Consider the following 23,498-nt stretch of genomic DNA (forward strand, 5'->3'; position numbering starts at 1 on the left):
GACGCACAATGAAAAACGCCGGACGATCCGTCCGGCGTTGCTTGAAAATCAGACAGCGGCTTTGGCTGGCCTGCCGCCGAAGCGCGCGATGGCTTCGCCGACGATGCCGCGCCGGAACATCAGCACGCAGATGACGAAGATCACGCCGGTCACCATGCCCACCGATTCGCCCAGGGTGCCGAACCACTCGATGCCCGTGTGCGTGGCCAGGTAGGTGCCAACATCGCCCAGCTTGTTTTCCAGCGCGATGATCAACACGGCGCCGAGGATGGGGCCGGACAAGGTACCCATGCCGCCGACCAAGGTCATCAGCACGACCAGGCCCGACATGCCCCAGTACACGTCGGTGAGGGTTTCAAAGCCCAGCACCAGCGTCTTGGTGGCGCCGGCCAGTGCGGCCAGCGAAGCGGACAGCACGATGGCCATCAGCTTGTACTTGTTGACGTCATAGCCCAGCGAGATGGCGCGCGGTTCGTTTTCCTTGATCGCCTTGAGCACTTGTCCGAACGGCGAGTGGATGGTGCGCACGATCAGGGCGAAGCCGGCGACAAAAATGGCCAGCACGACGTAGTACAGGACGGTGTCATTGCCCAGGTCTATCGTGCCCAGCAAGGTTCCACGTGGAACACCCTGCAAGCCATCCTCTCCCCCCGTGAACGGCAGGCGCAAGGCCAGGAAGTACACCATCTGCGCCAGTGCCAGGGTGATCATCGTAAAGTAGATGCCCTGGCGGCGGATCGCCAGGCCGCCGATCACCAGGCCCAGCAAGGCGCCCGTGACGACGCCGGCCAGCAAGCCAAGCTCGGTCGGCCAACCCCAGGTGCGCAGCGCATAGCCGGTGACATAGCCGGCGCCGCCGAAGAAGGCCGCATGGCCGAACGACAGCAAGCCCGTATAGCCGATCAGCAAGTTGAAAGCGCAGGCAAACAGGGCAAAGCACAGCAACTTCATCAGGAAGACGGGATAGCCGTAAAACGGGGCCGCCAACGCCAGCAGCAAGGCAATGGCGTAGCCTACATTCTTATTCATCGTGGTAGCTCCAATACATGACTGATGAGGATTACTTTTCTTTGCCGAACAAGCCGGCGGGACGCAGCAGCAGCACGATGACCATCACCACGAACACCACGGTGGCCGAGCCTTCCGGGTAGAACACGCGGGTCAGGCCCTCGATCACGCCCAGGCCCAGGCCCGTCAGGATGGAGCCCATGATGGAACCCATGCCGCCAATCACCACCACGGCAAACACGACGATGATCAGGTTCGAGCCCATCAGCGGCGAGACCTGGATGATGGGCGCCGCCAGCACGCCGGCGAAACCGGCCAGGGCCACGCCGAAGCCGAACGTCAACGTCACCATCAGCGGCACGTTGATGCCGAACGCTTCCACCAGTTTCGGGTTTTCCGTCCCGGCCCGCAGGTAGGCGCCCAGCTTGGTTTTTTCGATGACGAACCAGGTCGCCAGGCAGACGGAGAGCGAGGCGATGACCACCCAGGCGCGGTAGTTCGGCAAGATCATGAAACCGAGGTCCGTCGCGCCGGCCAGTGCTTCGGGCACGGCATACGGCTGGCCCGACACGCCGTAGAAGGAGCGGAACACGCCTTCCATGATCAGGGTGATGCCGAAGGTCAGCAGCAAGCCATACAGGTGGTCGAGTTTATACAGCCAGCGCAGCATGGTCTTTTCGATCAGGATGCCGACCAGGCCGACGAGGATCGGGGCGATGACCAGCATGGCCCAGTAATTAATGTCGAAATAGCTGAGGCCCATCCAGGCCAGGAAGGCGCCCATCATGTACATGGCGCCGTGCGAGAAATTAATCACATTAAGCAAGCCGAAGATGACGGCCAGACCGAGGGACAACATGGCATAGAACGAGCCGTTGACGAGACCCAGCAGCAGCTGACTCATCATCGCTTGTATTGGAACGCCGAAAATTTCCATGGCATCACAGTATAAAAAGCACCGCCGGGTAGCGGTGTGGTATCAAGGGAAACGCGTCACCGCAAACGGGAGCGGCGGCGCAAGGCGAACCCTGCGGGCGAAGCGTGCAGGACAGAGCACCCGCGCAGCGGCGGGCACTCTGTAGAGATTGCTACAGCATTACTTCCACAGCGAACACTTCGACTCGGCCTTGGTCACATACGCTTGCGCGCCGGGCACGGTGGCGATCACCTTGTAGTAATCCCATGGGTACTTCGACTCGGACGGTTTCTTGACTTCCATTAAATACATATCGTGCACCATGCGGCCATCGGGGCGCACTTCGCCATTCTGGGTAAACATGTCGTTGATCTTGGTCTTTTTCAGATAAGCCATGACCTTTTCCGTGTCGTCCGTGCCCAGCGCCTTGACGGCCTTCAGGTAGTTCGCCGCGGCCGAATAGTCGGCCGCCTGCAGCATCGACGGTTCCTTCTTCATCTTGGCGAAATAGCGTTTCGACCAGGCGCGCGTCTCCGCATTCAAGTCCCAGTACCAGCCGTCCGTCAGGTACATGCCCTGCGTCAAGTTCAAGCCCAGCGAATGGATGTCATTGATGAAGATCAGCAAACCGGCCAGCTTCATCGATTTCGTCAGGCCGAACTCGTTGGCGGCCTTGATGCTGTTGATGGCGTCACCGCCGGCATTGGCCAGGCCGAGGATTTGCGGTTTTGCCGCTTGCGCCTGCAGCAGGAAGGAAGAGAAATCGGAAGCGCCCAGCGGATGCTTGACGCTGCCCAGCACCTTGCCGCCGGCCGCCTTGACGACCTCGGCCGTGTCTTTTTCCAGCGAATGGCCAAACGCATAGTCGGCCGTCATGAAATACCAGTTCTTGCCGCCCTGCTTGACGATGGTGCCGCCCGTGCCGCGCGCCAGCGCCACCGTGTCATACGCGTAATGCACGGTGTACGGCGTGCATTCCTCATTCGTCAGGCGCGACGAACCGGCGCCGATGGCAATGAAAATTTTCTTCTTTTCCGCCGCCACCTTGGCCATGGCCAGGCTGGCGCCGGAATTGGTGCCGCCGATCAGCATGTCGACGCCCTGCTGGTCGAACCATTCGCGCGCCTTCGAGGCGGCGATGTCGGCCTTGTTTTGATGGTCGGCGGAAATGAATTCCACCTTTTTACCGGCCAGCACCACGCCGGCATCGGCGATCGCCATCTTGATGGCTTCCGCGCCACCGAGGCCGTCGACGTCGGAATACACGCCCGACATGTCGGAAATAAAACCGATCTTGATGGTGTCGCCCGATACCTGGGCGTGCGCGGCGCTGGACAAGCCCAGGGCGCAAAGAGTGGCGGTGGCAATGGCGATAGCGTTACGTTTCATAGTGTCTCCGTTGGGATTATTGTTTGCTATTCAGTCGATTGCTGGACGATGACGAGTACAACAGACTACATGGGGACTACACGCCAAGCAGCTCGGTCAATACCGGCATCTTGGCCTCCAGTTCGGATGCAGCAAAAGTCTCGACGATCTGACCGTGCTCCATCACATAAAACCGGTCCGCCAGCGGCGCGGCAAACCGGAAATTCTGTTCCACCATGACGATGGTGTAACCCTTCGCTTTCAGGGTGGTGATCATGCGCGCCAAGCCTTGCACGATGACGGGCGCCAGGCCTTCGGAAATTTCATCGAGCAGCAGCAAACGCGCGCCCGTGCGCAGGATGCGCGCCACGGCCAGCATCTGCTGTTCCCCGCCCGACAGGCGCGTGCCCTGGCTGTGGCGGCGTTCCTGCAAGTTCGGGAACATGGCGTAGATTTCCTCCACCGACATGCCCTTCTCGCCGCTGGCCAGGGTAGGCGGCAGCAACAGGTTTTCCTCCGTCGACAGCGAGGAAAAAATGCCGCGCTCTTCAGGACAATACCCGATGCCCAGGTGGGCGATTTTGTGCGTGGCCAAACCTATCGCTTCGACGCCGTTGACTTTGATGGAGCCCGTGCGTGCGCCCGTCAGCCCCATGATGGCGCGCAAGGTGGTGGTACGGCCGGCGCCGTTGCGGCCCAGCAAGGTCACCACTTCGCCCTGCTCCACTTTCAGGTTCACGTCGTGCAGGATGTGCGATTCGCCATACCAGGTGTGCAGTTGTGCAATTTCCAGCGCGGGTGCGCCGCCATTCGCTCGTGTCGCCATCAATGCGCCCCTTCCAGTTCCGCGTGGGTGGTGCCCATGTACGCTTCCATCACTTGCGGATTGCGCGACACTTCCGCGTAACTGCCTTCGGCCAGCATGGCGCCACGCTGCAGGACGGAAATCTTGTCGCAGATGCCGGACACCACGCTCATATTGTGTTCCACCATCAAAATCGTGCGGCCAGCCGACACTTTTTTGATCAGTTCCGTCACGCGGTGCACGTCTTCATGACCCATGCCTTGCGTCGGTTCGTCGAGCAGCATCATTTCCGGCTCCATCGCCAGGGTGGTGGCAATTTCCAGCGCCCGCTTGCGGCCATACGGCATGTCGACCGTGATGGTGTCGGCAAACTCCGTCAGGTCGACTTCGGCCAGCAAGGCCATGGCGCGGTCGTTGAGCTGGTTCAATGCCCGTTCGCTTTGCCAGAAGTGAAACGAGGTGCCGAGCTGGCGCTGCAAGCCGATGCGTACATTTTGCAGCACGGATAAATGCGGGAAGACGGCGGAAATCTGGAAGGAACGGATCACGCCCATGCGCGCGATCTGGGCCGGCTTGGCGGCCGTGATATCTTTCCCATTGAACAGGATCTGTCCGGAAGTGGGGACCAGGAATTTGGTGAGCAAGTTGAAACACGTGGTCTTGCCGGCGCCGTTCGGACCGATCAAGGCGTGGATATGGCCCCGCTCTACCTTCAGGTTCACGTCGCTCACAGCGGTGAATCCCTTGAATTCCTTGGTCAAATTTCTTGTTTCCAAGATTACGTTTGACATCGTGTCTCCTAGTTGTACTTTTTGTACTACTTAGTCATTTTTATAATACACAACTTAAATTTAACGCACAATACAGTATAACTACGGGGATTTTTCGCCGGCCCGAATGGCGCAAACTCGCACGCTTGCCCAGCTATTTCCAGGCCGCGTGTATCATTTGCGCCGCTTTTTCCGCGATCATCACGGTGGGCGAGTTCGTATTACCAGAAGTAATGTACGGCATGATGGAAGCATCGACGACGCGCAAACCAGCCACGCCGAGCACGCGCAGCTGGCTGTCGACCACGCTCAAGGGATCGCTGGCCAGGCCCATGCGGCAGGTACCGACCGGGTGAAAGATGGTGGTGCCGATCTGGCTGGCCGCCTGCGCCAGTTCTTCCTGGCTCTGGAATTGCACGCCGGGCTTGTATTCCTGTGGCGCAAACTTACTTAACGCCGGCGCGGCAGCGATGGCCCGCGTCAGGCGCAAGGCGTCGGCCGCCACGGCGCGGTCTTGCTCGGTACTCAGGTAATTGGGCACGATCTTCGGCGCCGCATAACTGTCGCCCGACGCGATATGCACGTGGCCGCGCGAGGTGGGGCGCAGATTGCACACGCTGGCCGTAAACGCGGGAAAAGAGTGCAACGGTTCGCCGAATTTATCCAGCGACAGCGGCTGCACGTGATATTGCAGGTTCGGCGTGGCTTGCTGCGGATCGGACTTGGCGAACGCTCCCAGCTGCGACGGCGCCATCGACATGGGCCCGCTCTGGAACAGCGCATATTGCAAGCCGATCTGCATTTTTCCCACGATATTGCTGGCCATCACATTCAAGGTTTTCACGCCCTGCACCTTGTAAACCATGCGCAGCTGCAAATGATCCTGCAAATTGCCACCCACGCCAGCCGCATCGAGCACCGGCACAATCCCATGCTGCTGCAGCAAGGCGGCCGGGCCGATGCCGGACAATTGCAGCAATTGCGGCGAACCGATGGCGCCCGCCGTCAGCAGGGTTTCCCGCCGGGCCGTCGCCTGCCACTGCGTGCCGCCGCCCGTAAACACGATGCCCGCGCAGCGCGGTCCCGCGTCCGTCGTTTCCAGCAGCAGACGTTCCACGTGGCAACCCGTCATGATGGTCAGGTTCGGGCGGCGCGATGCCGGTTTCAAGAACGCTTTCGAGGTATTCCAGCGGATGCCGCGGCGCTGGTTGACGTCGAAATATGCGCTGCCGCTATTGTCGCCGCCATTGAAATCGCTGGTTTTCGGGATGCCGACCTGCTGCGCCGCATCGCGGAATGCATTCAGGATATCCCAGGACAGGCGCTGTTTTTCCACGCGCCACTCGCCGCCCACGCCGTGGTTTTCCGAGGCGCCGCCGTAGTAATCCTCGCTTTGTTTAAAGAGCGGCAAGACCTTGTCCCAGCGCCAGGAAGCGTCGTCCGTCAGGTCGGCCCAGTGGTCGTAATCGCCGGCCTGGCCGCGCATGTAGATCATGCCGTTGATGGAAGAGCTGCCGCCCAGCACTTTTCCGCGTGGATAGATCAGGCTGCGCCCGCCCAGGCCCGCATCCGCCTGCGTGGAATACAGCCAGTCCGTGCGGGGATTGCCGATGCAATGCAGATAGCCGACGGGGATGTGGATCCACACGTAATCGTCCTTGCCGCCCGCTTCCACGAGCAAAACGTTGGCGTCCTTGTCGCGCGTGAGCCGGTTGGCCAGCACGCAACCTGCCGTGCCGCCGCCCACGATGATGTAGTCGTATTCGCCTGCCGATTCCAATGAAGCTCCTTTCGGTATGCCATCAAGCTGTCGCGCGGCGTGTCTCCCCGCCGCGTCCCTGTACCAGAGTCTGTCTTTCTTCATGCATGCATGGCTGCTGAGCCGCCTTGAGATTACCACCAGTGCCGGGCCAGGGCGACATTAATCGTGGCCCGCGATACGGCCGAGCATCACGGCAAGCTCAAAAACAGGGTCGCCAAGCTGTGGATAACCGTATGGATATCCACAGGTACGATATGTGCGTAAACGAAAATTTTTTTGGACGCCTTTTTTTTATCCCAAAACCATCCCCGGCAGATACAACCCTTACTCAGCGTTTATCCGTACGCCAAGCGATTGTTTACAAGGATAAATCCGGACTTATCCACAGAAGATGTCGCCGTTAACTACTATTACTATTCTTGTATACGAACTTGTTAAGGTAAACCCGACAACGCGCGCTTTGCCTACCCTTCGCCGTCAAGAAGCTACGCCAGGCTGTCTGCAAAAAAAAAACCGGCAAGCTGCTTTGACTGACAAAAAAAAAATGGCGCCAACAACTGCGCGACGAAAACCGGCACGGCCGGCATCACGCGCACAGCACTGCCAAACCGTTTTGCAAAATGGAAACGTCAACAGGCTTGAGCAGGCACAGTGCCAGCAAGCGGTTCGATGTGAAAAAGAGGGGGAATTTGAGACGATTGTGGATAAGTCACTTGATATCCACAGGATGACTTGTGCGTAAACACGAACTTTTGCGCAGGCCCGCATTTTATACAATTTTGCTCCTCGCGTGATACAGCGATTATGCACGCTTTATTTTTCGCGTAAACGATTGATCCTGTTGAAAAAAAGCGACTTATCCACAGAAAAAAACGCGTTTACTATTACTACTATTTTTATATATAGATCTATTGTAAACCGATAAAAAAAGCGAAAGTCCGGGGATATTTCCAAAAAGCATGCAAAAACCGCCAAAAAAAAAGCCAACGGCGACAGTCAAAGCCACTGCCAAACCGTCTTCCAGGAATCGCTTGAACGCATACGTCCATGCAAGAACCGCGCTCGTGGCTGCTCAAAATGGATTGCCGGACAACAACAGCGGTATGCAAAGCACGTCAACCATGTCACGACAGCAAGAAAATCCGTGATTTCTGCTTGCTGCTGTGGATAAGTGCCTGCATATCCACAGGATGAGATGTGGGAAAAGTCGATCTTTGTCCACAGCCCGATTTTTATCCCAAACAAGTCCTCCGTAGATACAATGCTTGTGCGCCTACTTTTTTGTGCGCCAAGTCGATGATTTTTATACGGTATACCGACTTATCCACAAAAAAATGGCCGTTTACTATCACTACTATTTTTATGTATACATCTTTATTTAAAACACAGAGACAAACGCGAACGATGGAAAAGTCACCGAAATAGCTGTTTTCACCCTGTAAACCGTTTGGCAATCCAAAAAACCTGTAAAAACAGCATGAATTCACACAAAAAAATGCGTTTAGGCATCATCAGTGCCTTGCACGAAGAACAGCAAGGGCTGGTAGAAGCCATGCAAGGCCCCCAGAGGCGTTCGCACGGCATGCGCGACTACACCCTGGGAACCCTGTGGAATATTGACGCTGTGTGCGTCCTGTCGCGTCTGGGCAAGGTTGCCGCCGCCATGACAGCTTCTATCCTTGTGGAAAAGTACGGAGTTACCCACATCGTCTTCACCGGCGTGGCCGGCAGTGGGGATAAACACGTGAAAGTCGGCGATATCGTCGTGGCCGAAGCGCTGTTGCAGCACGATATGGATGCCCGTCCTTTGTTTCCCCGCTTCGAAGTGCCGCTGACGGGACTGCAGCGCTTTGCCACGGACATGCAACTGAGCACGCAACTGGCTGCCGCCGCGGAAGATTTCCTGCGTGACGATGTGTCCAGCGTGCTCAAGGCGGCGGATATTGCGCAATTCAGCCTGCAGCACGCGCAAGTGCATCGCGGCCTGATCGCCAGCGGCGACCAGTTCATCAGCAGCGCCGCGCATATGAACCAGCTGAAAGAAGATATCCCCGACCTGCTGGCCGTCGAAATGGAAGGCGCGGCCGTGGCGCAAGTGTGTTTTGAACTGGGCGTGCCGTTTACCGTCATGCGCACCATTTCCGACAACGCCAACGAAGAGGCTGCCGTCGACTTCATGCGCTTCGTGCAAACCGTCGCTTCGCCGTACGCGTTGACGGTGATCCAGCAGCTGTGCCAGCGCCTGGCTAACTGATTTTTCAGCTAGCGTGCATAAAAAAAGGGCAGAACCACTGGTTCCGCCCTTCTTATTTCAATAAAGGAGCCTGAAAAATGTTCAGGGCTAGGCGCCTTGCCGCAGGCAGTACGAATGTACGGCCAGGCAAGGCAACAATGCCATGGACTTTTTCTCGGGTTCCTTTAGACGCTGAGCATCATCAGACTGGCGTTACCGCCGGCCGCCGTCGTATTCACGCACAGCGCCCGCTCAGCGACCAGGCGCCACAGGGGGATGACACCCTCTTGCGTGGTGGCGATGGTGCCCACCAAGGCCCCTTCCCGTGCCGCCAGCAGCGGCTTGAGCTGGCCATCGAGGCAAGGCTCGATCATGGCGATCTGGAAATCATGCTTGACGGACGCCAGGCTGCTGACGACCTGGATGCGGTCCTTCAGCGCGGCCGGCAAGTCGCCGGGGATCAGATCCGGCGCTTGCGCCAGCACGAGGGCCTGGTTACCGGTGGCCAGCACGGCCGCCAGCTGGTTCATCAAGGTGCCGGAGGTGGCGGCCGCGCACAGAATCGTGCCGCGCGCGGCAAAACTCAGGGTATTGCGCTCCCCCGTCGGGCCTGGCAAGACGGTGGTGCTGCCCAGCAAGGTGGTGCGTGCATAGTCCTGCGCCAGTTGCTGCACCTGGTCGTGGCCATGCATCTTCGCCCACACGGTGAGCGCATCCAGGGCCGGCGGCGCCTGGCGCTGGTGCTGCGCGCCGGTCGGCGCATTGCGCTGCAAGCGTTTCAGGTACAGGGGGCCGCCCGCCTTGGGGCCGGTGCCGGACTTGCCTTCGCCGCCGAACGGTTGCACGCCGACGACGGCGCCCACGATGTTGCGGTTCACATAAATATTGCCCACGTGCGCGCGCTTGGTGATGAAATCGATGGTTTCATCGATGCGCGTATGGATGCCCAGGGTCAAGCCGTAACCGCTGTCATTGATCGATTGCACCAGTTGCGGCAGTTCGGACCGCTTGTAGCGGATCACGTGCAGCACGGGGCCGAAGACTTCCTGCGTCAATTGCGCCAGCGACTTGATTTCCAGCACGGTCGGGGCGACAAACGTGCCTTTGACGGTCGGCAAATCGAGCGAATAATGGTCGATGGCCATGGTTTTCATCTTGTTGATGTGCGCCAGCAAGTTACCTTGCGCTTCCGCATCGATGACGGGACCGATATCCGTGGCCAGGCGGTCAGGGTTGCCAACGCGCAATTCCTGCATGGCGCCCTTGAGCATGTGGATGGTCTTGTCGGCGATTTCCGCTTGCAGGAACAGCACGCGCAAGGCCGAGCAGCGCTGGCCGGCGCTGTCGAAAGCGGACGACATGACGTCCTGCACCACTTGCTCCGGCAAGGCGGACGAATCGACGATCAAGGCATTCTGGCCACCCGTTTCGGCGATAAGGGGAATGTCGATGCCTTCGGCCACGGCACGCGCGGTCAGGTTGCGGTTGATCAATTGCGCCACTTCCGTCGAGCCCGTGAAAATCACGCCTTTGACGCGCGTGTCATTGCACAGGCCGGCGCCGACGATCTCGCCGCTGCCGGGCAAGAATTGCAGCGCGCCGCGCGGCACGCCCGCCGCATGCAGCAATTGCACGGCGCGGTGGGCGATCAGCGGCGTTTGCTCGGCCGGCTTGGCCAGCACCACGTTGCCCGCCGCCAGGGCAGCGGCCAGCTGGCCCGTAAAGATGGCCAATGGGAAATTCCACGGGCTGATGCAGGTGACGGGCCCCAGCGCCAGGGTATTCGGCGCGTGTTCCACCTGCGCCGCGTAGTAACGCAGGAAGTCGACGGCTTCGCGGATTTCCGCGATCGCGTTCGGCAGGGACTTGCCCGCTTCGCGCACGGCCAGGGCCATCAGCTCGATATGGTGTTCCTCGAACAGGTCGGCCGCACGCAGTAACGCTTGCGCACGGAGCGACGGTTCCGTGGTTTGCCAATCCATGGCAAAGGCGCTGGCGCTGGCCAGGGCCGTTTCCACGTCGGCCTGACCGGCTTCCATGACCTTGCCCACGACGTCGTCGTGCTGGGCCGGGTTGTGCAGCATGTGCGTGGGGCCGTTCAGGCTGACGGCGCCATCGATCAGCGGTGCCGCCTGCCACGTCTGCTGCTGCGCCAGGCCCGTGGCCAGGGTGCGCAAGGTGTCTTCATTCGACAGGTCCAGGCCGGCCGAGTTCCTGCGTTCGCTGCCAAACATGTCCAGCGGCAATGGAATCGACGGGTGCGGCAAGCCGCCCTGCAGGCGCGCCTGTTCCAGCGGATCGCGGATCAGGCTATCGATGGCCACGCTTTCGTCGACGATCTGGTTGACGAAGGACGAGTTGGCGCCGTTTTCCAGCAGGCGGCGCACCAGGTAGGCCAGCAGGGTTTCATGCGAGCCGACGGGGGCGTAGATGCGGCACGGCTTGTCGAGGTTGTCGGGGCCGACGACCTGGTCGTACAAGGTTTCGCCCATGCCGTGCAGGCACTGGAATTCGTAGTCGGTAATGCCGTCGCGTTTCGCCCACGTGTAGATGGTCGACAGGGTTTGCGCGTTATGCGTGGCAAACTGTGGATAGATCAGGCTGCTGGCCGCCAGCAGTTTTTGCGCGCACACGAGGTAAGAGACGTCCGTGTAGACCTTGCGCGTGTAGACGGGATAGCCTTCCTGGCCGTCGACTTGCGCGCGTTTGACTTCCGCATCCCAATACGCGCCCTTCACCAGGCGCACCATGAACTTGCGGCCGCTGCGGTGCGCCAGGTCGATCAGGAAATCGATGGCGAACGGGCAACGCTTCTGATACGCCTGCACCACGTAGCCGATGCCGTCGAAGCCGGCCAAATCTGTATCAAAGGCCAGTGCTTCCATCAGGTCGAGCGACAGTTCCAGGCGGTCCGTCTCTTCCGCATCGATGTTGAAGCCGATGTTGTACTGTTTGGCCAGCAACAGCAGCGCTTTGACTTTCGGCAACAATTCTTCCAGGACGCGGGCACGCTGGGCGCGGCTGTAGCGCGCGTGCAGGGCCGACAGTTTCACGGAAATGCCGGGGCCGTTGCGGATGCCGCGGCCGTTCGAGGCCTTGCCGATGGCATGGATCGCCGTTTCGTACGAGGCGTAGTAGTTGGCTGCGTCCTGCTGCGTCAGGGCCGCCTCGCCCAGCATGTCGTACGAGTAGCGGTAGCCGCGCGTTTCGTTGTCGCGGCTGTTCTTCAACGCTTCCTCGATGGTCTGGCCAGTCACGAACTGGTTGCCCAGCATGCGCATGGCCAGGTCGACGCCCTTGCGGATCAGCGGTTCGCCGCCTTTGGCGATGAGCTTGGTCATGGCCGAACCGAGGCCCGATTCGCTGCTGGTACTGACCAGTTTGCCCGTGATCAGCAAGCCCCAGGTGGCCGCGTTGACGAACAGCGACGGCGATTCGCCCAGATGTTTCTTCCAGTCGCCCTTGCTGATTTTGTCGGCGATCAGACGGTCGGCCGTTTGACTGTCGGGTATACGCAACAGCGCTTCAGCCAGACACATCAATGCAACACCCTCTTCCGACGATAGCGAGAACTCGTGCATCAGTGCATCGACGCCGGAGGCGCGTGTGCGTTTTTGGCGCACGTTCGAGACCAGGCGGTGCGCCAGGGCTTGCCCTTCGGCTATCGTTTCGGTGCTGCTGGGGCGCACTTGTTGCAACAGCCACTGCACGGCGGAAACCTCATCGCGCCTATAGGCGGCGGTGACGGCGGCGCGTTGTGGTGTCGCTTCGGGCAGGATTTCTGCCTGGAACGCAGCAAAAGGAATCGGGGTAAAAGCCGAGGGGCCTGCAGGGTGCATAAGTGCTCTTTACAAGGAAAAGGGGACGAAAACTGACGTAATTCTTGCTCTTTTTTGGTGCAAAAAAATACAGAAAGTCGGACGTTAAGATGATTCGATTGTAAAGGGGATTCTTATGGATTAATTCTGGTAATACAGGGGACTAGCAATAGATAGTTTTTGATGCGACAATTTAACCAAATAATATTAATTTGGGGGTGATGGTAATGCTGGACAAGATCAGTAAGAAAATCTTGATGGAATTGCAGAGCGATGGACGCATCAGCAATGTGGAGCTGGCCGCGCGCGTGAACCTGTCGCCGGCCGCCTGCCTGGAGCGCGTGCGCAAGTTGCACGAATCCGGTTACATCATGGGCTATACGGCCCAGTTGAACCCGCAGCTGCTCGACGTGTCGCTGCTGGTGTTCATCGAAGTGGTGCTCGATCGCACGACACCGGAAGTGTTCGACGCCTTCAAGCATAGCGTACAAATCATTCCAGAGGTACTGGAATGTCACATGGTGGCCGGCGGTTTCGATTACCTGGTCAAGGCGCGCGTCAAGGACATGGCCGCCTACCGCGAATTCCTGGGCAAGACGCTGTTGCAGAAAGGTGTGCGGGAAACCCACACTTATGCCGTCATGGAAGAGGTCAAAAACACGACCAAATTGCCAATTAAGTGACCCTGGTGTAGCCGCCCCACTTTTCTGATTGAGCTATCGGAACAAATGTTGTAGGGTAGAACTACAATTCTGCTATCCGGTAGCCGCCTGAAACGCCGCGCAGACGGTCACTTCAGGGTGCAAAGTGGGCAATCGTGCCCACCCGCATACGGTTACGGCACGTCCCTTTCGCGGGACGTGACGGGTTCGCGCAGCGGGGGACAAATGAAGCAGTTGCAGCATCAGCTGGTGCGTTTCTTTGTATTCACGATCCTGGCCATGGCCGTCGCCTGTTGCCTGGCCTATCTGTTGTTGCTCTCGGGCGGCGACCATCCCTATCTGATTGCTTGCGTGGCCGCCGCCATCGGCGCCGCGCTGCTGGCGTTTGCCGGCCGTCCGCGCGGCGAGCCGGGCTTGCACCAGTTCGCCGACACGGTGGGCAACGCCATCGATGCCATCATGATCGGCGCGGCGGAAACCTCGTATTTTGTCGATTCCGTCAAACAGAAGGTGGAACTCGATGTCCGCACGGCCAGCGACATCGCCGACAGTTCCGTACAAAATGCCGCGATGACGGAAAAGATCGCCGCCAATGCGGAACGGGCCGCCAAGGTGGCCGCCGGCGTGCGCGTGGAAAGCGTGGCGGCGCGCGCCGAAGTGGACCAGGGCTTGCAGCGCATCAATAACGCACGCGAGGAAGCGCAAGGCGCTTCCAGCAACATGCTGAGCTTGCAGGAAAAATCCAAACGCATCACGGGCTTTACGGAAGCCATTTCCGATATTTCCGCGCGCACCAACTTGCTGGCGCTGAACGCCGCCATCGAAGCGGCGCGCGCCGGCGAACACGGGCGCGGTTTTGCCGTGGTGGCCGGGGAAGTGCGGCAATTGGCGCAGCGCACCAAGGAAGCCTCCGATGAAATCAGCGTGATGGTGCGCGAAATCAATGAACAGTCGGAAAAAGCCGCACGTGGCATGAGTTCGCTGGCGGCCGGCGTCACGGAAGCGGCGCGCAATGTGCAAAGCGTGCACGCCTCGCTCAGCCATATCGAGCAGTCATCGGGCGAGTCCGAGGACGAGATCGGGCAAATCGCCCGCGCCTCGCGCGAACACGTCGAGACGACGCAAGTGATCGCCGACGCCATCGGGCAAATCCGCGACAGCATGCTGTCGACGAATGCCGAATTGCCGCGCGCCACGCAATCGGCCATGGCCCTGGCCGAGCGGGCCGAAGTGATCGCCGGCGCCCTGGGCGAATCGAGCGTGGCCACGCCGCACGACGAGATCCGCGAGGCGGCCCAGCGCGCCGCGCGCGACGTGGGCAAACTCTTCGAGCAAGCGATCGCCTCGGGGCGCATCACGCGCGACGCCCTGTTCGACCGCCATTACCGCCCCATCCCGAATACCGATCCGCCCAAGCACAACACGAAATTCGACGCGTTCACGGACAAGGTGCTGCCCGACTTGCAGGAAGGCGTGCTGGCGGCATTGCCCCACCTGGCGTATGCGGGCGCCGTCGACAACAATGGATATTTTCCAACGCACAACAAGAAGTTTTCTCAGCCGCTGACGGGCGATTACGCCACCGATATCGTAAATAACCGCACCAAGCGCATCTTCAGCGACCGCACGGGCAAGCGCTGCGGCAGCAACACCAAGGCGTTCCTGTTGCAGACCTATAAACGCGACACGGGCGAAGTCATGCACGATTTATCCGTGCCCATCCACGTCGAGGGCAAGCACTGGGGCGGTTTTAGAATCGGTTACAGGTCCAGCAGCCACGCATAAAAAAAACGCCTGATGAGATATCAGGCGTTTTTTTGTCCTGTCGCAAGTCTTACTCGACGTGCGGCTTGGGCGCCACGCCGCCGCCGGCCGCCGTGGCCGTGCGCAGGGTGGGCGTGTTCATGCTTTCCAGGTGGTTGCGCAGCCATTTGTGGGCGGGGCTGCGGGCGTCGCGCTCGTGCCACAGCATGTCCAGGTGGACGGCTGGCAAGGTCAACGGCAAATCCTTGTACAGCAGCGATTCCGTCATGCCCGTCGAGGCGATCAAATGGCGCGGCAAGACCGTGATCAGGTCGGAATTGGCGACGACTCTTCCGGCCGTGAAGAACTGGTTGACCGTCAACAAGATGCGCCGTTCGCGGTGGATCTGCGACAGCGCCTCGTCGATCAAGCCATGCGCGCGGCCGGAAAAGCTCACCAATAAATGGTTCGCCGCGCAGTAGTTATCCAGGGTCAATTCCTTGTCGGCCAGCGGATGGCCGCGCCGCATCACGCACACATACTTGCCGGAATACAGGCGCTCGTGGCGGATGGGCGAACCCGTTTCACTCGACAATTGTGCCGCCACGCCGGGAAAAAAGCCCACGGCCAGGTCGATGTCGCCGCGCAGCAGCATGGGACGCGGTTCGCGCGTGGTCAGCGGCATCATGCGTACGTTGACGCCGGGCGCTTCCCGTTCGATCGAGCGCATCAGCGAAGGCAGCCAGAACGCGGCCGTCGCATCGGCCATGGCCATGCGGAAAGTGGCATGTGTTTTCGATACGTCGAAGGTTTCCGGCGTGACAGCCGCTTCCAGGCTGGCCAGGGCCGAGCGCACGGACGGCCACAGCGCTTCGGCGCGGGGCGTGGGTTTCACGCCATAGGCCGTGCGGATCAGCAATTCATCACCGAGGCTCTCGCGCAGGCGTTTGATGGCGTTCGATACCGCCGGCTGCGTCATCGCCAGGTGGCCGGCTGCGCGCGTCAGGTTTTGTTCCGTCATGACGGCGTCGAAAACACGCAGCAAGTTCAGATCCAGCGTCAGAAAACTCATGGAAAGCCCAAGATAAAAGTTGAATTGATTACTTAAGAGTGTAAACCGCGCCGGGCACGAATATTTTCACTCGTAAAAAAATATTACAGTTTTCCATTCACGATTCATATAATTGGTATCAAGAAATGGAATTAGATTTATATGTTGCACTGCACTATAGTACTGGCAAATTCTATAATGCACTGGAACACTATGTCTACCTTCGCCTCCGCCCTGTACGCAGTATCCGCACCCGTGCTGGAGATTTCCCTGCTGAACGCCCTGCAACTCGTGCTGGTGATCGTCGCCGTGGGCGCCTTCGCCCTGCTGTTCAAGCCTTTGCTGGTCGGCATCGCCCGCGCCATGATGCTGGTGGTGCGTCCCAAGCTGAGCCGCGAAGAGCGCCTGGCGCGCCAGCAGATGCGCGAAGCGCAAGCCTTGAAACGCACGCTCGGCAAGATGGATGGCGTATCGCCAAGCAATGCCGCCGAATTGCGCGCCCTGTCGACGCGTGCGTGAGCGAGCAACTGTTGCAGAATGACAAGCCGGCCTGCGCCGGCTTTTTTTACGCCAGCCGCCAGCCGATTACGCCATGTCGCCCAGCAAATGCGCGCGCAACATGGTGTCGGCCGGATGGGCACCTATCCAGATTTTCAGCAGCGCATTATAGAAAGCCAGGTCCGGCACCGTGTCGCCCACCTGCTTGCCGTTCAGCTTGCACAACGTTCCCTCTTCCGGCAGCCAGTCCACGGTGAGGATGTCGCCCTTCTTCAGGCCGGGCACCATTTCGAACATGGCGCCGAACTGCATCGTTTGGCTCAGCAGGCGCGTGCGGTCGGCCTGGTCGGAACTGCGCTTCAAGCCTTGCATGAAGGCTTGCCCCAGCTCGTCGGAAGTGATGTCGCGCAGCATGACGATTTCCAGGCGGCGCGGTCCGGGCAGCGCCAGGATGTCGGCCAGCTGGGTTTTCTTTTCCGGCAGGTACAGCGCGATCGTGTACACCTTGAAGATGACCTTGTAGCGCACACCGGCGCCGTTGAGTTTTAATTCGCGGCTGGCCAGCTGCACCGTGTCGTCCAGCTTGACGCCGCCCACCTCGACGGCGAGCGCTGGTCGTGCCACGGCGGTGCACAGGCTGGCGCACAGGCAGGCGGTGGCCAGGGAGCGGCCCAAACGGGATGTGCTTATTTGCATCTTCTACCTCCGTGGAAACCATGGGCTGTGGATAAGTCAGCACACAGTGTAGAACAGTTGGCAGAAGCTGGCGCCACGCAGACGTGGCCCGGGAGTGGCGCGGAAGAAAAGCTCAGGCTTTGGCGGCGGGCAGTTCCGCCTGCAGGCGTTCGTACTTGGCCATCAATTGCTCCGGGCTTTCGCGCCAGGCGGGATTGAAGGGGATGCAGCTGACGGGGCACACTTGCTGACATTGCGGCTCGTCAAAGTGGCCCACGCATTCGGTGCACTTGTTAGGATCGATTTCGTAGATTTCCGCGCCCATGTAGATCGCGTCATTCGGGCACTCGGGCTCGCAAATGTCGCAATTGATGCATTCGTCGGTGATCAGTAATGCCATGATTTCACTCTTACTTATTGCGATGAGGCAGCGTTGGCGGCAATCTTGTTTTGCAGCCAGCGGTTCACCGAGGGGAAGACAAACTTGGAGACGTCGCCGCCCAGCGCCGCGATTTCGCGCACGATGGTGCCCGAAATGAACTGGTACTGGTCGGATGGCGTCAGGAACATGGTTTCGACATCGGGCAGCAGGTAGCGGTTCATGCCCGCCATCTGGAATTCGTATTCGAAGTCGGAGACGGCGCGCAAGCCGCGCACGATGACCCGCGCTTCATGCTTGCGCACGAAATCCTTGAGCAAGCCGGAAAAGCTTTCCACTTGCACATTCGGATAGTGGCCGAGCACTTCGTTGGCGATTTCCAGGCGTTCGTCGAGCGAGAAAAACGGTTGCTTGTTCTTGCTGTCGGCCACACCGACGATCAGCTTGTCAAACAGACCCGATGCGCGGCGCACCAAATCTTCATGACCGCGCGTGAGCGGATCGAATGTTCCTGGATAAACGGCTACAACCATTGCGGCTCCCTGACGATGCACCAATATAGACGCGCATTATGCCTGAAATTGGTGACCACCTTGGTGTTGCGCCTCGGGCCAGGGAGCTTTTTTGCCTCATTTATAGGCAGATTCAGGCAGTAGCCGGCACTTTGTTGTAAGTTAGCAAATGATAATAAACGGTGCCCGCCTTGTCGGCGCGGATGACTTCCCACGGCGCCATCCACTCCGGTTTTTCCAGAGCGCTGGTTGCATCGAAGACGAGCGGCAAGCCCGATTCCGCATACACCATGCCGCCTTCCTTGAGCAGGTTGGCGCACAGCGGCAACACTTTCGCCAGGAAATCCTGCTGGTAGGGCGGATCGAGGAAGATCAGGTCGAAACGCTGGCCGCGCGATGCCAGGCCTTGCGCCGTCAGCAAGGCGTCGCCGCGCAGCAGCTGGACATTGTCGGCGCGCAATTTCGTCTTGTTTTCTTCCAGCTGGCGGATCACGGGCGTATGGGTGTCGACCATGGTGACGGCGGCGGCGCCGCGGCTGGCCGCCTCGAAGCCGAGTGCGCCGCTGCCGGCGAACAGGTCCAGCACCTGGGCATCGGTCCAGTCGCCGTCGCGCAAGTGGTTGATCCAGTTAAACACGGTTTCGCGCACGCGGTCCGGTGTCGGGCGCAAGCCCAGTGCCTGCAAAACAGGCAGCACGGAGCGCTTCCACTGGCCGCCGATGATGCGCACCTGGTTCGGTGGCGGCGCGTGGTGGACGGGGACTTTGGCGGGTTTCTTTATTTTCTTTTGCATGGGTATTTCTTCAATTCGATGGGGGCCACTATAGCATATGGCCCCCTCCCCCCTGCTGGCGCTGCCTGGCTATTTGGCTTGCGTGGCGAGGGAATTGAAATCGTCGATCCAGCCCTGCATGCGCTTGACGGCATGGGCTTTTTGCGCCGGCGTGGCGATCTTGATCACCGTCATGACCATCTGCGCCGTGCTGCTTTCGTAGGCATCGAAGAAGGCCTTGCGCTCGGAATGCTCGAGGCGCTCGAAACTGTCCTTGATCAGGGTGTTGATCAAGGTCACGGTGGCTTCCTTGCCGAGTTTTTCCTGGTGAACTTTCTTGACCAGGCTCAACACGTTCTGCTGGCGCCGCATGCGTTCGTCGAGCCAGATCTCGTTGTTCAGCGGACGCGCATCGGACGCCTTGCGGATGAGGGCTTCCTGCTCGCTGCTGAAGCTGCCGAACCACAGTTCGAATTGCTCCATGGCTTTCTTGTAGCGCAGTTTCTGGCGTTTCTCCTGGTCGCCGCTCAGGTATTTCTTGCGGTAATCCTCATTGTTCGACTTGAACTTCTTTTCCATCTGCGCGATCTGCTCGGGCTTGAGCGAGCGCGCCAGGTCGGCCAGCTCGGGCGCCGCCTTCAGCAACAGCGCCTGGGTGCGCTGCTTGATCTCGCTGTAATCCGCCAGCAGGTCCGCCTGCGTGGCATTGCCTTGCAACTGCTTCTGGCCCGTGCGCAGGATTTCCACGTAATCCTTCAATTGCGTCTTGCGGTGCCAGTCGAACAGCTTGTCGATATCGTCGCGCACCCAGCCCTTCTGGTCGCGGTCCAGGTCGACATACGCGTTCAGCCACCAGTACAGCACGGTATCGCCATTGTTGTAGGCCAGGCGCAAGCCGCTGCAACCGGCCATGACGACGAGCAGGATGGCCAGTAAGGCATACATCAAGCGGCTGGAAGACGTGGAAGACGGGGCCTGCGTGTTAAACTTTTTCATATTCTTAACTTATAAAAGACGGTCTATGAACGTTGTCATTCTCGCTGCCGGTATGGGCAAACGCATGCAGTCGGCACTGCCCAAGGTATTGCACCCGCTGGCGGGCAAGCCGCTGTTGTCGCACGTCATCGACACGGCGCGCGGCCTGGCGCCGTCCCGATTATGCGTGATTTACGGGCATGGGGGCGCAGCGGTGCTGAAGTTGCTCGACGGCTACAAGGTGAACCATGGCGTGCAGATCGACGCCGCCGAGCAGGCGCAGCAGCTGGGCACCGGCCATGCCGTGCAGCAAGCGCTGCCTTTGCTGGATGACAGCGTGCCGACCCTGATCCTGTACGGCGACGTGCCGCTGACCAGCGCCGCTTCCCTGCAGCAACTGGTGCAGGCGGCCGGCAAGGACAAGCTGGCGATCCTGACCGTGGAACAGGACGAGCCGTTTGGCCTGGGCCGCATCGTGCGCGAGCACGGCGCCATCGTGCGCATCGTCGAGGAAAAGGATGCCACGCCCGCCGAGCGCGCCATCCGCGAGATCAACAGCGGCATCATGGTCGCGCCCACCGTGCAGCTCAAGCAATGGCTGTCGGCCTTGTCGAATGACAATGCCCAAGGGGAATACTATCTGACCGATATCGTCGCCCAGGCCGTCGCCGATGGCGTGGCCGTCACTTCGGCCCATCCGGCCGCCGTGTGGGAAGTGGCGGGCGTCAACAGCAAGGTGCAGCTGGCCCAGCTGGAACGCATCCACCAGAACAATATCGCGCAAGCGCTGCTGGAACGGGGCGTGACCCTGCTCGATCCGGCCCGCATCGACGTGCGCGGCGAACTCATTTGCGGCCGCGATGTCACCATCGACGTGGGCTGCGTGTTCGAAGGCCGTGTGGAACTGGGCGACGGCGTGCGCGTAGGCGCCAACAACGTCTTCATCAACGCCACGGTGGCCGCTGGCGCGCACATCAAGCCCTTCTGCCATATCGAGGACGCCATCGTCGGCGCCGCTTCCATCATCGGCCCCTACGCGCGCCTGCGCCCGGGCACGGTCCTGGCGGAAGACGTGCATATCGGTAACTTCGTCGAAGTGAAAAACAGCCAGATTGCCGCGCACAGCAAGGCCAATCACCTGGCCTATATCGGCGACGCCACCATCGGTTCGAAGGTCAACATCGGCGCCGGCACGATTACCTGCAACTACGATGGCGTGAACAAGTTCCGCACGGTCATTGAAGACGACGCCTTCATCGGCAGCGACAGCCAGCTGATCGCGCCCGTCACCGTCGGCAAGGGCGCCACCCTGGGCGCGGGCACGACCTTGTCGAAAGATGCACCGGCCGGCAAGCTGACCGTGTCGCGCGCGCGCCAGGTGACCATCGACGGCTGGACGCGTCCCGTGAAAATCAAGAAGTAAGCGGCGCAGTCAGCCCTTGCACACAGGCAGGCCGCATGGCCTGCCTTTTTTGTATGTGGATAACTCTGTGGGCAAGCCGCTGCACAAGTGGCGCATAAGCCTGTGTGCAAGCCTGCGTATAAGCTGTAGGCAAGTTTTTCAATCTGGCCCGCCATGCGCGTGTCGCTGCCTTTTCCGCTGATTCCAGCGGCTTGCCAGCGATGCAATCGCCTTTTCCTGCGGATTGTGGATAACTCTGTGTGTAAGCCTGCGGATAAGCGCTGGATAGCGTTGGTACAAGTGGGGATAACTGCAGTTTTGTCACCTGCTTCCCACATATTGCTGTGGGTAAGCCTGTGGAAAAGCCGTGCACAGACGGTGGATAGCTGGTGGGTAAGTCTTGCGTTGGATCAAGCAACAGCCGAAAGTCGGGCTTCCGGCTGTTGCCGCCGCATCAGAAGCGGCGATTGAGTTCGACCCACAGGCGGGCCGAACTGCGCGCCGCCAGCAGGACGGGCGTGCCGCCGATGGGCTTGGCGACGTACGCGCGGGCATTCCACTGCTGCCCGTCCGCCCAGTTCACGCCCAGTCCGGCGCCGTGCAGGCGTGCGCTGTTCGGTCCCGGCGTCCAGCGCTGCTGGTTCACCGTCACGCGTGCGCTGTCGACGAAGGCCACGGCTTGCCATTGTCCCGCGTCGCTGGCGCTCAGTTCATGCCGCCATTCGGCGCTGCCGAAATAGCCGAGGTCGCCAGCTGCCGCGCCCACGTCATACGCGCGTACCGTGTACGGGCCTCCCACGCTCATCTTTTCGGAGGAATCGAGGTTGCTGTCCGCCCACTGTCCCGCGAAGGCCAGGTACACGGCGTTGCGCTGGTCCAGGTTTTGCAGGCGCGACAGGTTGACGTTCCATTTCGCAAAATTGCCATGGCTGCGGGCGCTGAAGGCATCGTTCAGGCGCGTCAGCGGGTCGCTGATGTCGAGCTTGCCAGCCGTCGCGGCCACGCTCCAGCTGGTGATGGCGCCAGCGAAGGCGGCATCGTGCACGTCGCCGCCCAGGGTGGCGCTCAGGTTGTCCAGGCGGCGGTCGCTGCGCATGGCGCTGGCGTCGATGCGGTCGCGCAAGTGCACCTGGTCATATTGCAGCTGGATCGACATGTTCGCATCGCGGCTGCGCAGCAGCGGATGGCGCAGCCAGGCACTGGCGACCTGGGCCGTGCCATGTGCGTGCAGCGGGCGCATGGCGCCTTCCAGGCGGTAGCGCAGGGCGGACATGGCCACCCCGGCGCGCGTGCCGGCGCCGTTCAGCAGCAGGTCATAGCCGAGCCGCGCATACGACATGCCCGTGCCCGAGCTGAGCACGCTGGCGCTGGCCACGTCGCCCTGGTGCAGCTGGTTGTACAGGTACACGGTGGCGCCAAGGCGGGCGCGGCCCGTGTAGCGGTTGCCATTGTTGTCGAGGAAGGCAGCGCCAGCCATGCGAGGACCGGACCAGGCATCGACCAGCAGGTCGGAGCCGCCCACTTCGGCGCCGGGCGTGAGCGTGGCCGTGATGGCGACATTCGGTATGTCGGACAGCAACAGCAAGCTGCGGTCGAGTTCCGCCTGGCTGATGGTCTGGCCCGTTTGCAGCGGCGCCAGCGTGGCGTGCAGCAAGGCGTCGCTGACGTCGCTGCGGTTGTCGATGCCCACCTTGCCGTAGCGCGCCTCGAGCACGTCGATGCGCACGATGCCCTGGCGGATGGTCTGGGCGGGCACGATGGCGCGCGCCAGCGGATAGCCATGGGCGCGGTAGTAACTGGTGATGCGGGCCGCCAGTTCTCCCAGTTGCTCAAGGGACAAGGTCGTGCCATGGGCGCTGGCGACGAGCGCCTGCAAGGTGGCCGCATCGAACGCACTGTTGCCGGCGATGTCGATCTGCGTGACGAGAAAGGGCGCGCTGGCGGGCAGCGGCGCGCCCTCTTTCTGTTCGATGCGCAGCGCCGGCGCGCCGGGAGCAACATTGGCGGGCGTGGCTGGCTGCAACTGGCGCAGGATGGCGCCCGCATCGGGCACGACCGGGGTGGTTTGTGCTATGGCGCATGGCGCAAAGGCCAGCAGCAGCAGGGACAGCAACGGTTGTTGCATCAGGTGTCGCGGAGTCAAGGAATG

Annotated in this window: 19 protein-coding genes; 5 read left to right on the forward strand and 14 right to left on the reverse strand. The window is 60.4% G+C overall.

Annotated elements, in window-relative coordinates; all coding sequences use genetic code 11:
- Positions 1 to 48: 48 nt before the first annotated feature.
- The 6 genes from O0879_RS21925 to O0879_RS21950 form a co-directional block, all read right to left on the reverse strand.
- Positions 49 to 1,029, reverse strand: coding sequence for a branched-chain amino acid ABC transporter permease (locus O0879_RS21925; protein ID WP_099665951.1), 981 nt, complete (start codon positions 1,027 to 1,029; stop codon positions 49 to 51).
- 31 nt (positions 1,030 to 1,060) lie between these two features.
- A complete protein-coding gene (locus O0879_RS21930; protein WP_034752662.1) occupies positions 1,061 to 1,945 on the reverse strand; it encodes a branched-chain amino acid ABC transporter permease in 885 nt (294 codons plus the stop codon).
- A gap of 159 nt (positions 1,946 to 2,104) precedes the next feature.
- Entirely contained in the window at positions 2,105 to 3,313 is a 1,209-nt protein-coding gene (locus O0879_RS21935; protein WP_289905993.1) for an ABC transporter substrate-binding protein, read from the reverse strand.
- Positions 3,314 to 3,389: 76 nt separating this feature from the next.
- Positions 3,390 to 4,118, reverse strand: a complete 729-nt coding sequence (locus O0879_RS21940; RefSeq protein ID WP_289918728.1) for an ABC transporter ATP-binding protein — start codon at positions 4,116 to 4,118, stop codon at positions 3,390 to 3,392.
- Entirely contained in the window at positions 4,118 to 4,888 is a 771-nt protein-coding gene (locus O0879_RS21945) for an ABC transporter ATP-binding protein (protein WP_034752653.1), read from the reverse strand. The genes O0879_RS21940 and O0879_RS21945 overlap by 1 nt, the downstream gene beginning before the upstream one ends.
- A 133-nt stretch (positions 4,889 to 5,021) precedes the next feature.
- A complete protein-coding gene (locus tag O0879_RS21950) occupies positions 5,022 to 6,647 on the reverse strand; it encodes a GMC family oxidoreductase N-terminal domain-containing protein (protein ID WP_289918747.1) in 1,626 nt (541 codons plus the stop codon).
- A gap of 1,477 nt (positions 6,648 to 8,124) precedes the next feature.
- On the opposite strand from O0879_RS21950, the gene O0879_RS21955 reads away from it, so the two are divergent.
- Positions 8,125 to 8,883: a 5'-methylthioadenosine/adenosylhomocysteine nucleosidase gene (locus O0879_RS21955; protein ID WP_289918749.1), complete on the forward strand. Its 759-nt coding sequence runs from the start codon at positions 8,125 to 8,127 to the stop codon at positions 8,881 to 8,883.
- A gap of 164 nt (positions 8,884 to 9,047) precedes the next feature.
- Here the strand turns inward: O0879_RS21955 and putA are convergent, their stop codons facing one another.
- The gene (putA, locus tag O0879_RS21960) at positions 9,048 to 12,701 is read right to left on the reverse strand and encodes a trifunctional transcriptional regulator/proline dehydrogenase/L-glutamate gamma-semialdehyde dehydrogenase (protein WP_289918751.1); all 3,654 of its coding nucleotides are present in this window, start codon (positions 12,699 to 12,701) and stop codon (positions 9,048 to 9,050) included.
- 206 nt (positions 12,702 to 12,907) lie between these two features.
- Between putA and O0879_RS21965 the strand changes: the two genes are divergently transcribed.
- Together O0879_RS21965 and O0879_RS21970 are read left to right on the forward strand one after the other, a co-directional pair.
- Complete coding sequence (locus O0879_RS21965) at positions 12,908 to 13,363, forward strand: Lrp/AsnC ligand binding domain-containing protein (protein WP_010393827.1); 456 nt, start codon at positions 12,908 to 12,910, stop codon at positions 13,361 to 13,363.
- A gap of 204 nt (positions 13,364 to 13,567) precedes the next feature.
- The gene (locus tag O0879_RS21970) at positions 13,568 to 15,127 is read left to right on the forward strand and encodes a methyl-accepting chemotaxis protein (RefSeq protein WP_289905999.1); all 1,560 of its coding nucleotides are present in this window, start codon (positions 13,568 to 13,570) and stop codon (positions 15,125 to 15,127) included.
- Between the two features lie 49 nt (positions 15,128 to 15,176).
- On the opposite strand, the gene O0879_RS21975 is transcribed toward O0879_RS21970, so the two are convergent.
- Positions 15,177 to 16,157 carry a LysR family transcriptional regulator gene (locus tag O0879_RS21975; protein ID WP_034783859.1) on the reverse strand — a complete coding sequence of 327 codons (981 nt, stop codon included), beginning with the start codon at positions 16,155 to 16,157 and terminating at the stop codon, positions 15,177 to 15,179.
- A gap of 192 nt (positions 16,158 to 16,349) precedes the next feature.
- Here O0879_RS21975 and O0879_RS21980 point away from each other — a divergent pair, with 192 nt between their 5' ends.
- Positions 16,350 to 16,655: a hypothetical protein gene (locus O0879_RS21980; protein WP_034752641.1), complete on the forward strand. Its 306-nt coding sequence runs from the start codon at positions 16,350 to 16,352 to the stop codon at positions 16,653 to 16,655.
- 66 nt (positions 16,656 to 16,721) lie between these two features.
- On the opposite strand, the gene O0879_RS21985 is transcribed toward O0879_RS21980, so the two are convergent.
- From O0879_RS21985 to O0879_RS22005, 5 genes are all read right to left on the reverse strand, one after another.
- Positions 16,722 to 17,330, reverse strand: a complete 609-nt coding sequence (locus O0879_RS21985) for a chalcone isomerase family protein (RefSeq protein WP_289918753.1) — start codon at positions 17,328 to 17,330, stop codon at positions 16,722 to 16,724.
- Between the two features lie 112 nt (positions 17,331 to 17,442).
- Positions 17,443 to 17,709, reverse strand: coding sequence for a YfhL family 4Fe-4S dicluster ferredoxin (locus O0879_RS21990; protein WP_077398358.1), 267 nt, complete (start codon positions 17,707 to 17,709; stop codon positions 17,443 to 17,445).
- Positions 17,710 to 17,723: 14 nt separating this feature from the next.
- Entirely contained in the window at positions 17,724 to 18,221 is a 498-nt protein-coding gene (gene coaD, locus O0879_RS21995) for a pantetheine-phosphate adenylyltransferase (RefSeq protein WP_034752633.1), read from the reverse strand.
- A 112-nt stretch (positions 18,222 to 18,333) separates the two neighbouring features.
- Positions 18,334 to 18,993 carry a 16S rRNA (guanine(966)-N(2))-methyltransferase RsmD gene (gene rsmD, locus O0879_RS22000; RefSeq protein ID WP_289906005.1) on the reverse strand — a complete coding sequence of 220 codons (660 nt, stop codon included), beginning with the start codon at positions 18,991 to 18,993 and terminating at the stop codon, positions 18,334 to 18,336.
- 69 nt (positions 18,994 to 19,062) lie between these two features.
- Positions 19,063 to 19,968, reverse strand: coding sequence for a DUF6279 family lipoprotein (locus O0879_RS22005; RefSeq protein ID WP_289918755.1), 906 nt, complete (start codon positions 19,966 to 19,968; stop codon positions 19,063 to 19,065).
- Between the two features lie 25 nt (positions 19,969 to 19,993).
- Here O0879_RS22005 and glmU point away from each other — a divergent pair, with 25 nt between their 5' ends.
- Positions 19,994 to 21,370 (forward strand): bifunctional UDP-N-acetylglucosamine diphosphorylase/glucosamine-1-phosphate N-acetyltransferase GlmU, encoded by a 1,377-nt coding sequence (glmU, locus tag O0879_RS22010; protein ID WP_289918757.1) that lies wholly within the window; start codon positions 19,994 to 19,996, stop codon positions 21,368 to 21,370.
- A 433-nt stretch (positions 21,371 to 21,803) separates the two neighbouring features.
- Here glmU and O0879_RS22015 read toward each other — a convergent pair whose 3' ends face one another.
- Positions 21,804 to 23,474 carry a ShlB/FhaC/HecB family hemolysin secretion/activation protein gene (locus tag O0879_RS22015; RefSeq protein ID WP_289918759.1) on the reverse strand — a complete coding sequence of 557 codons (1,671 nt, stop codon included), beginning with the start codon at positions 23,472 to 23,474 and terminating at the stop codon, positions 21,804 to 21,806.
- Positions 23,475 to 23,498: the final 24 nt, after the last annotated feature.

The organism is Janthinobacterium sp. SUN120, assembly GCF_030397735.1.
In the GTDB taxonomy this organism is placed as follows: Bacteria; Pseudomonadota; Gammaproteobacteria; order Burkholderiales; family Burkholderiaceae_D; genus Janthinobacterium; species Janthinobacterium kumbetense.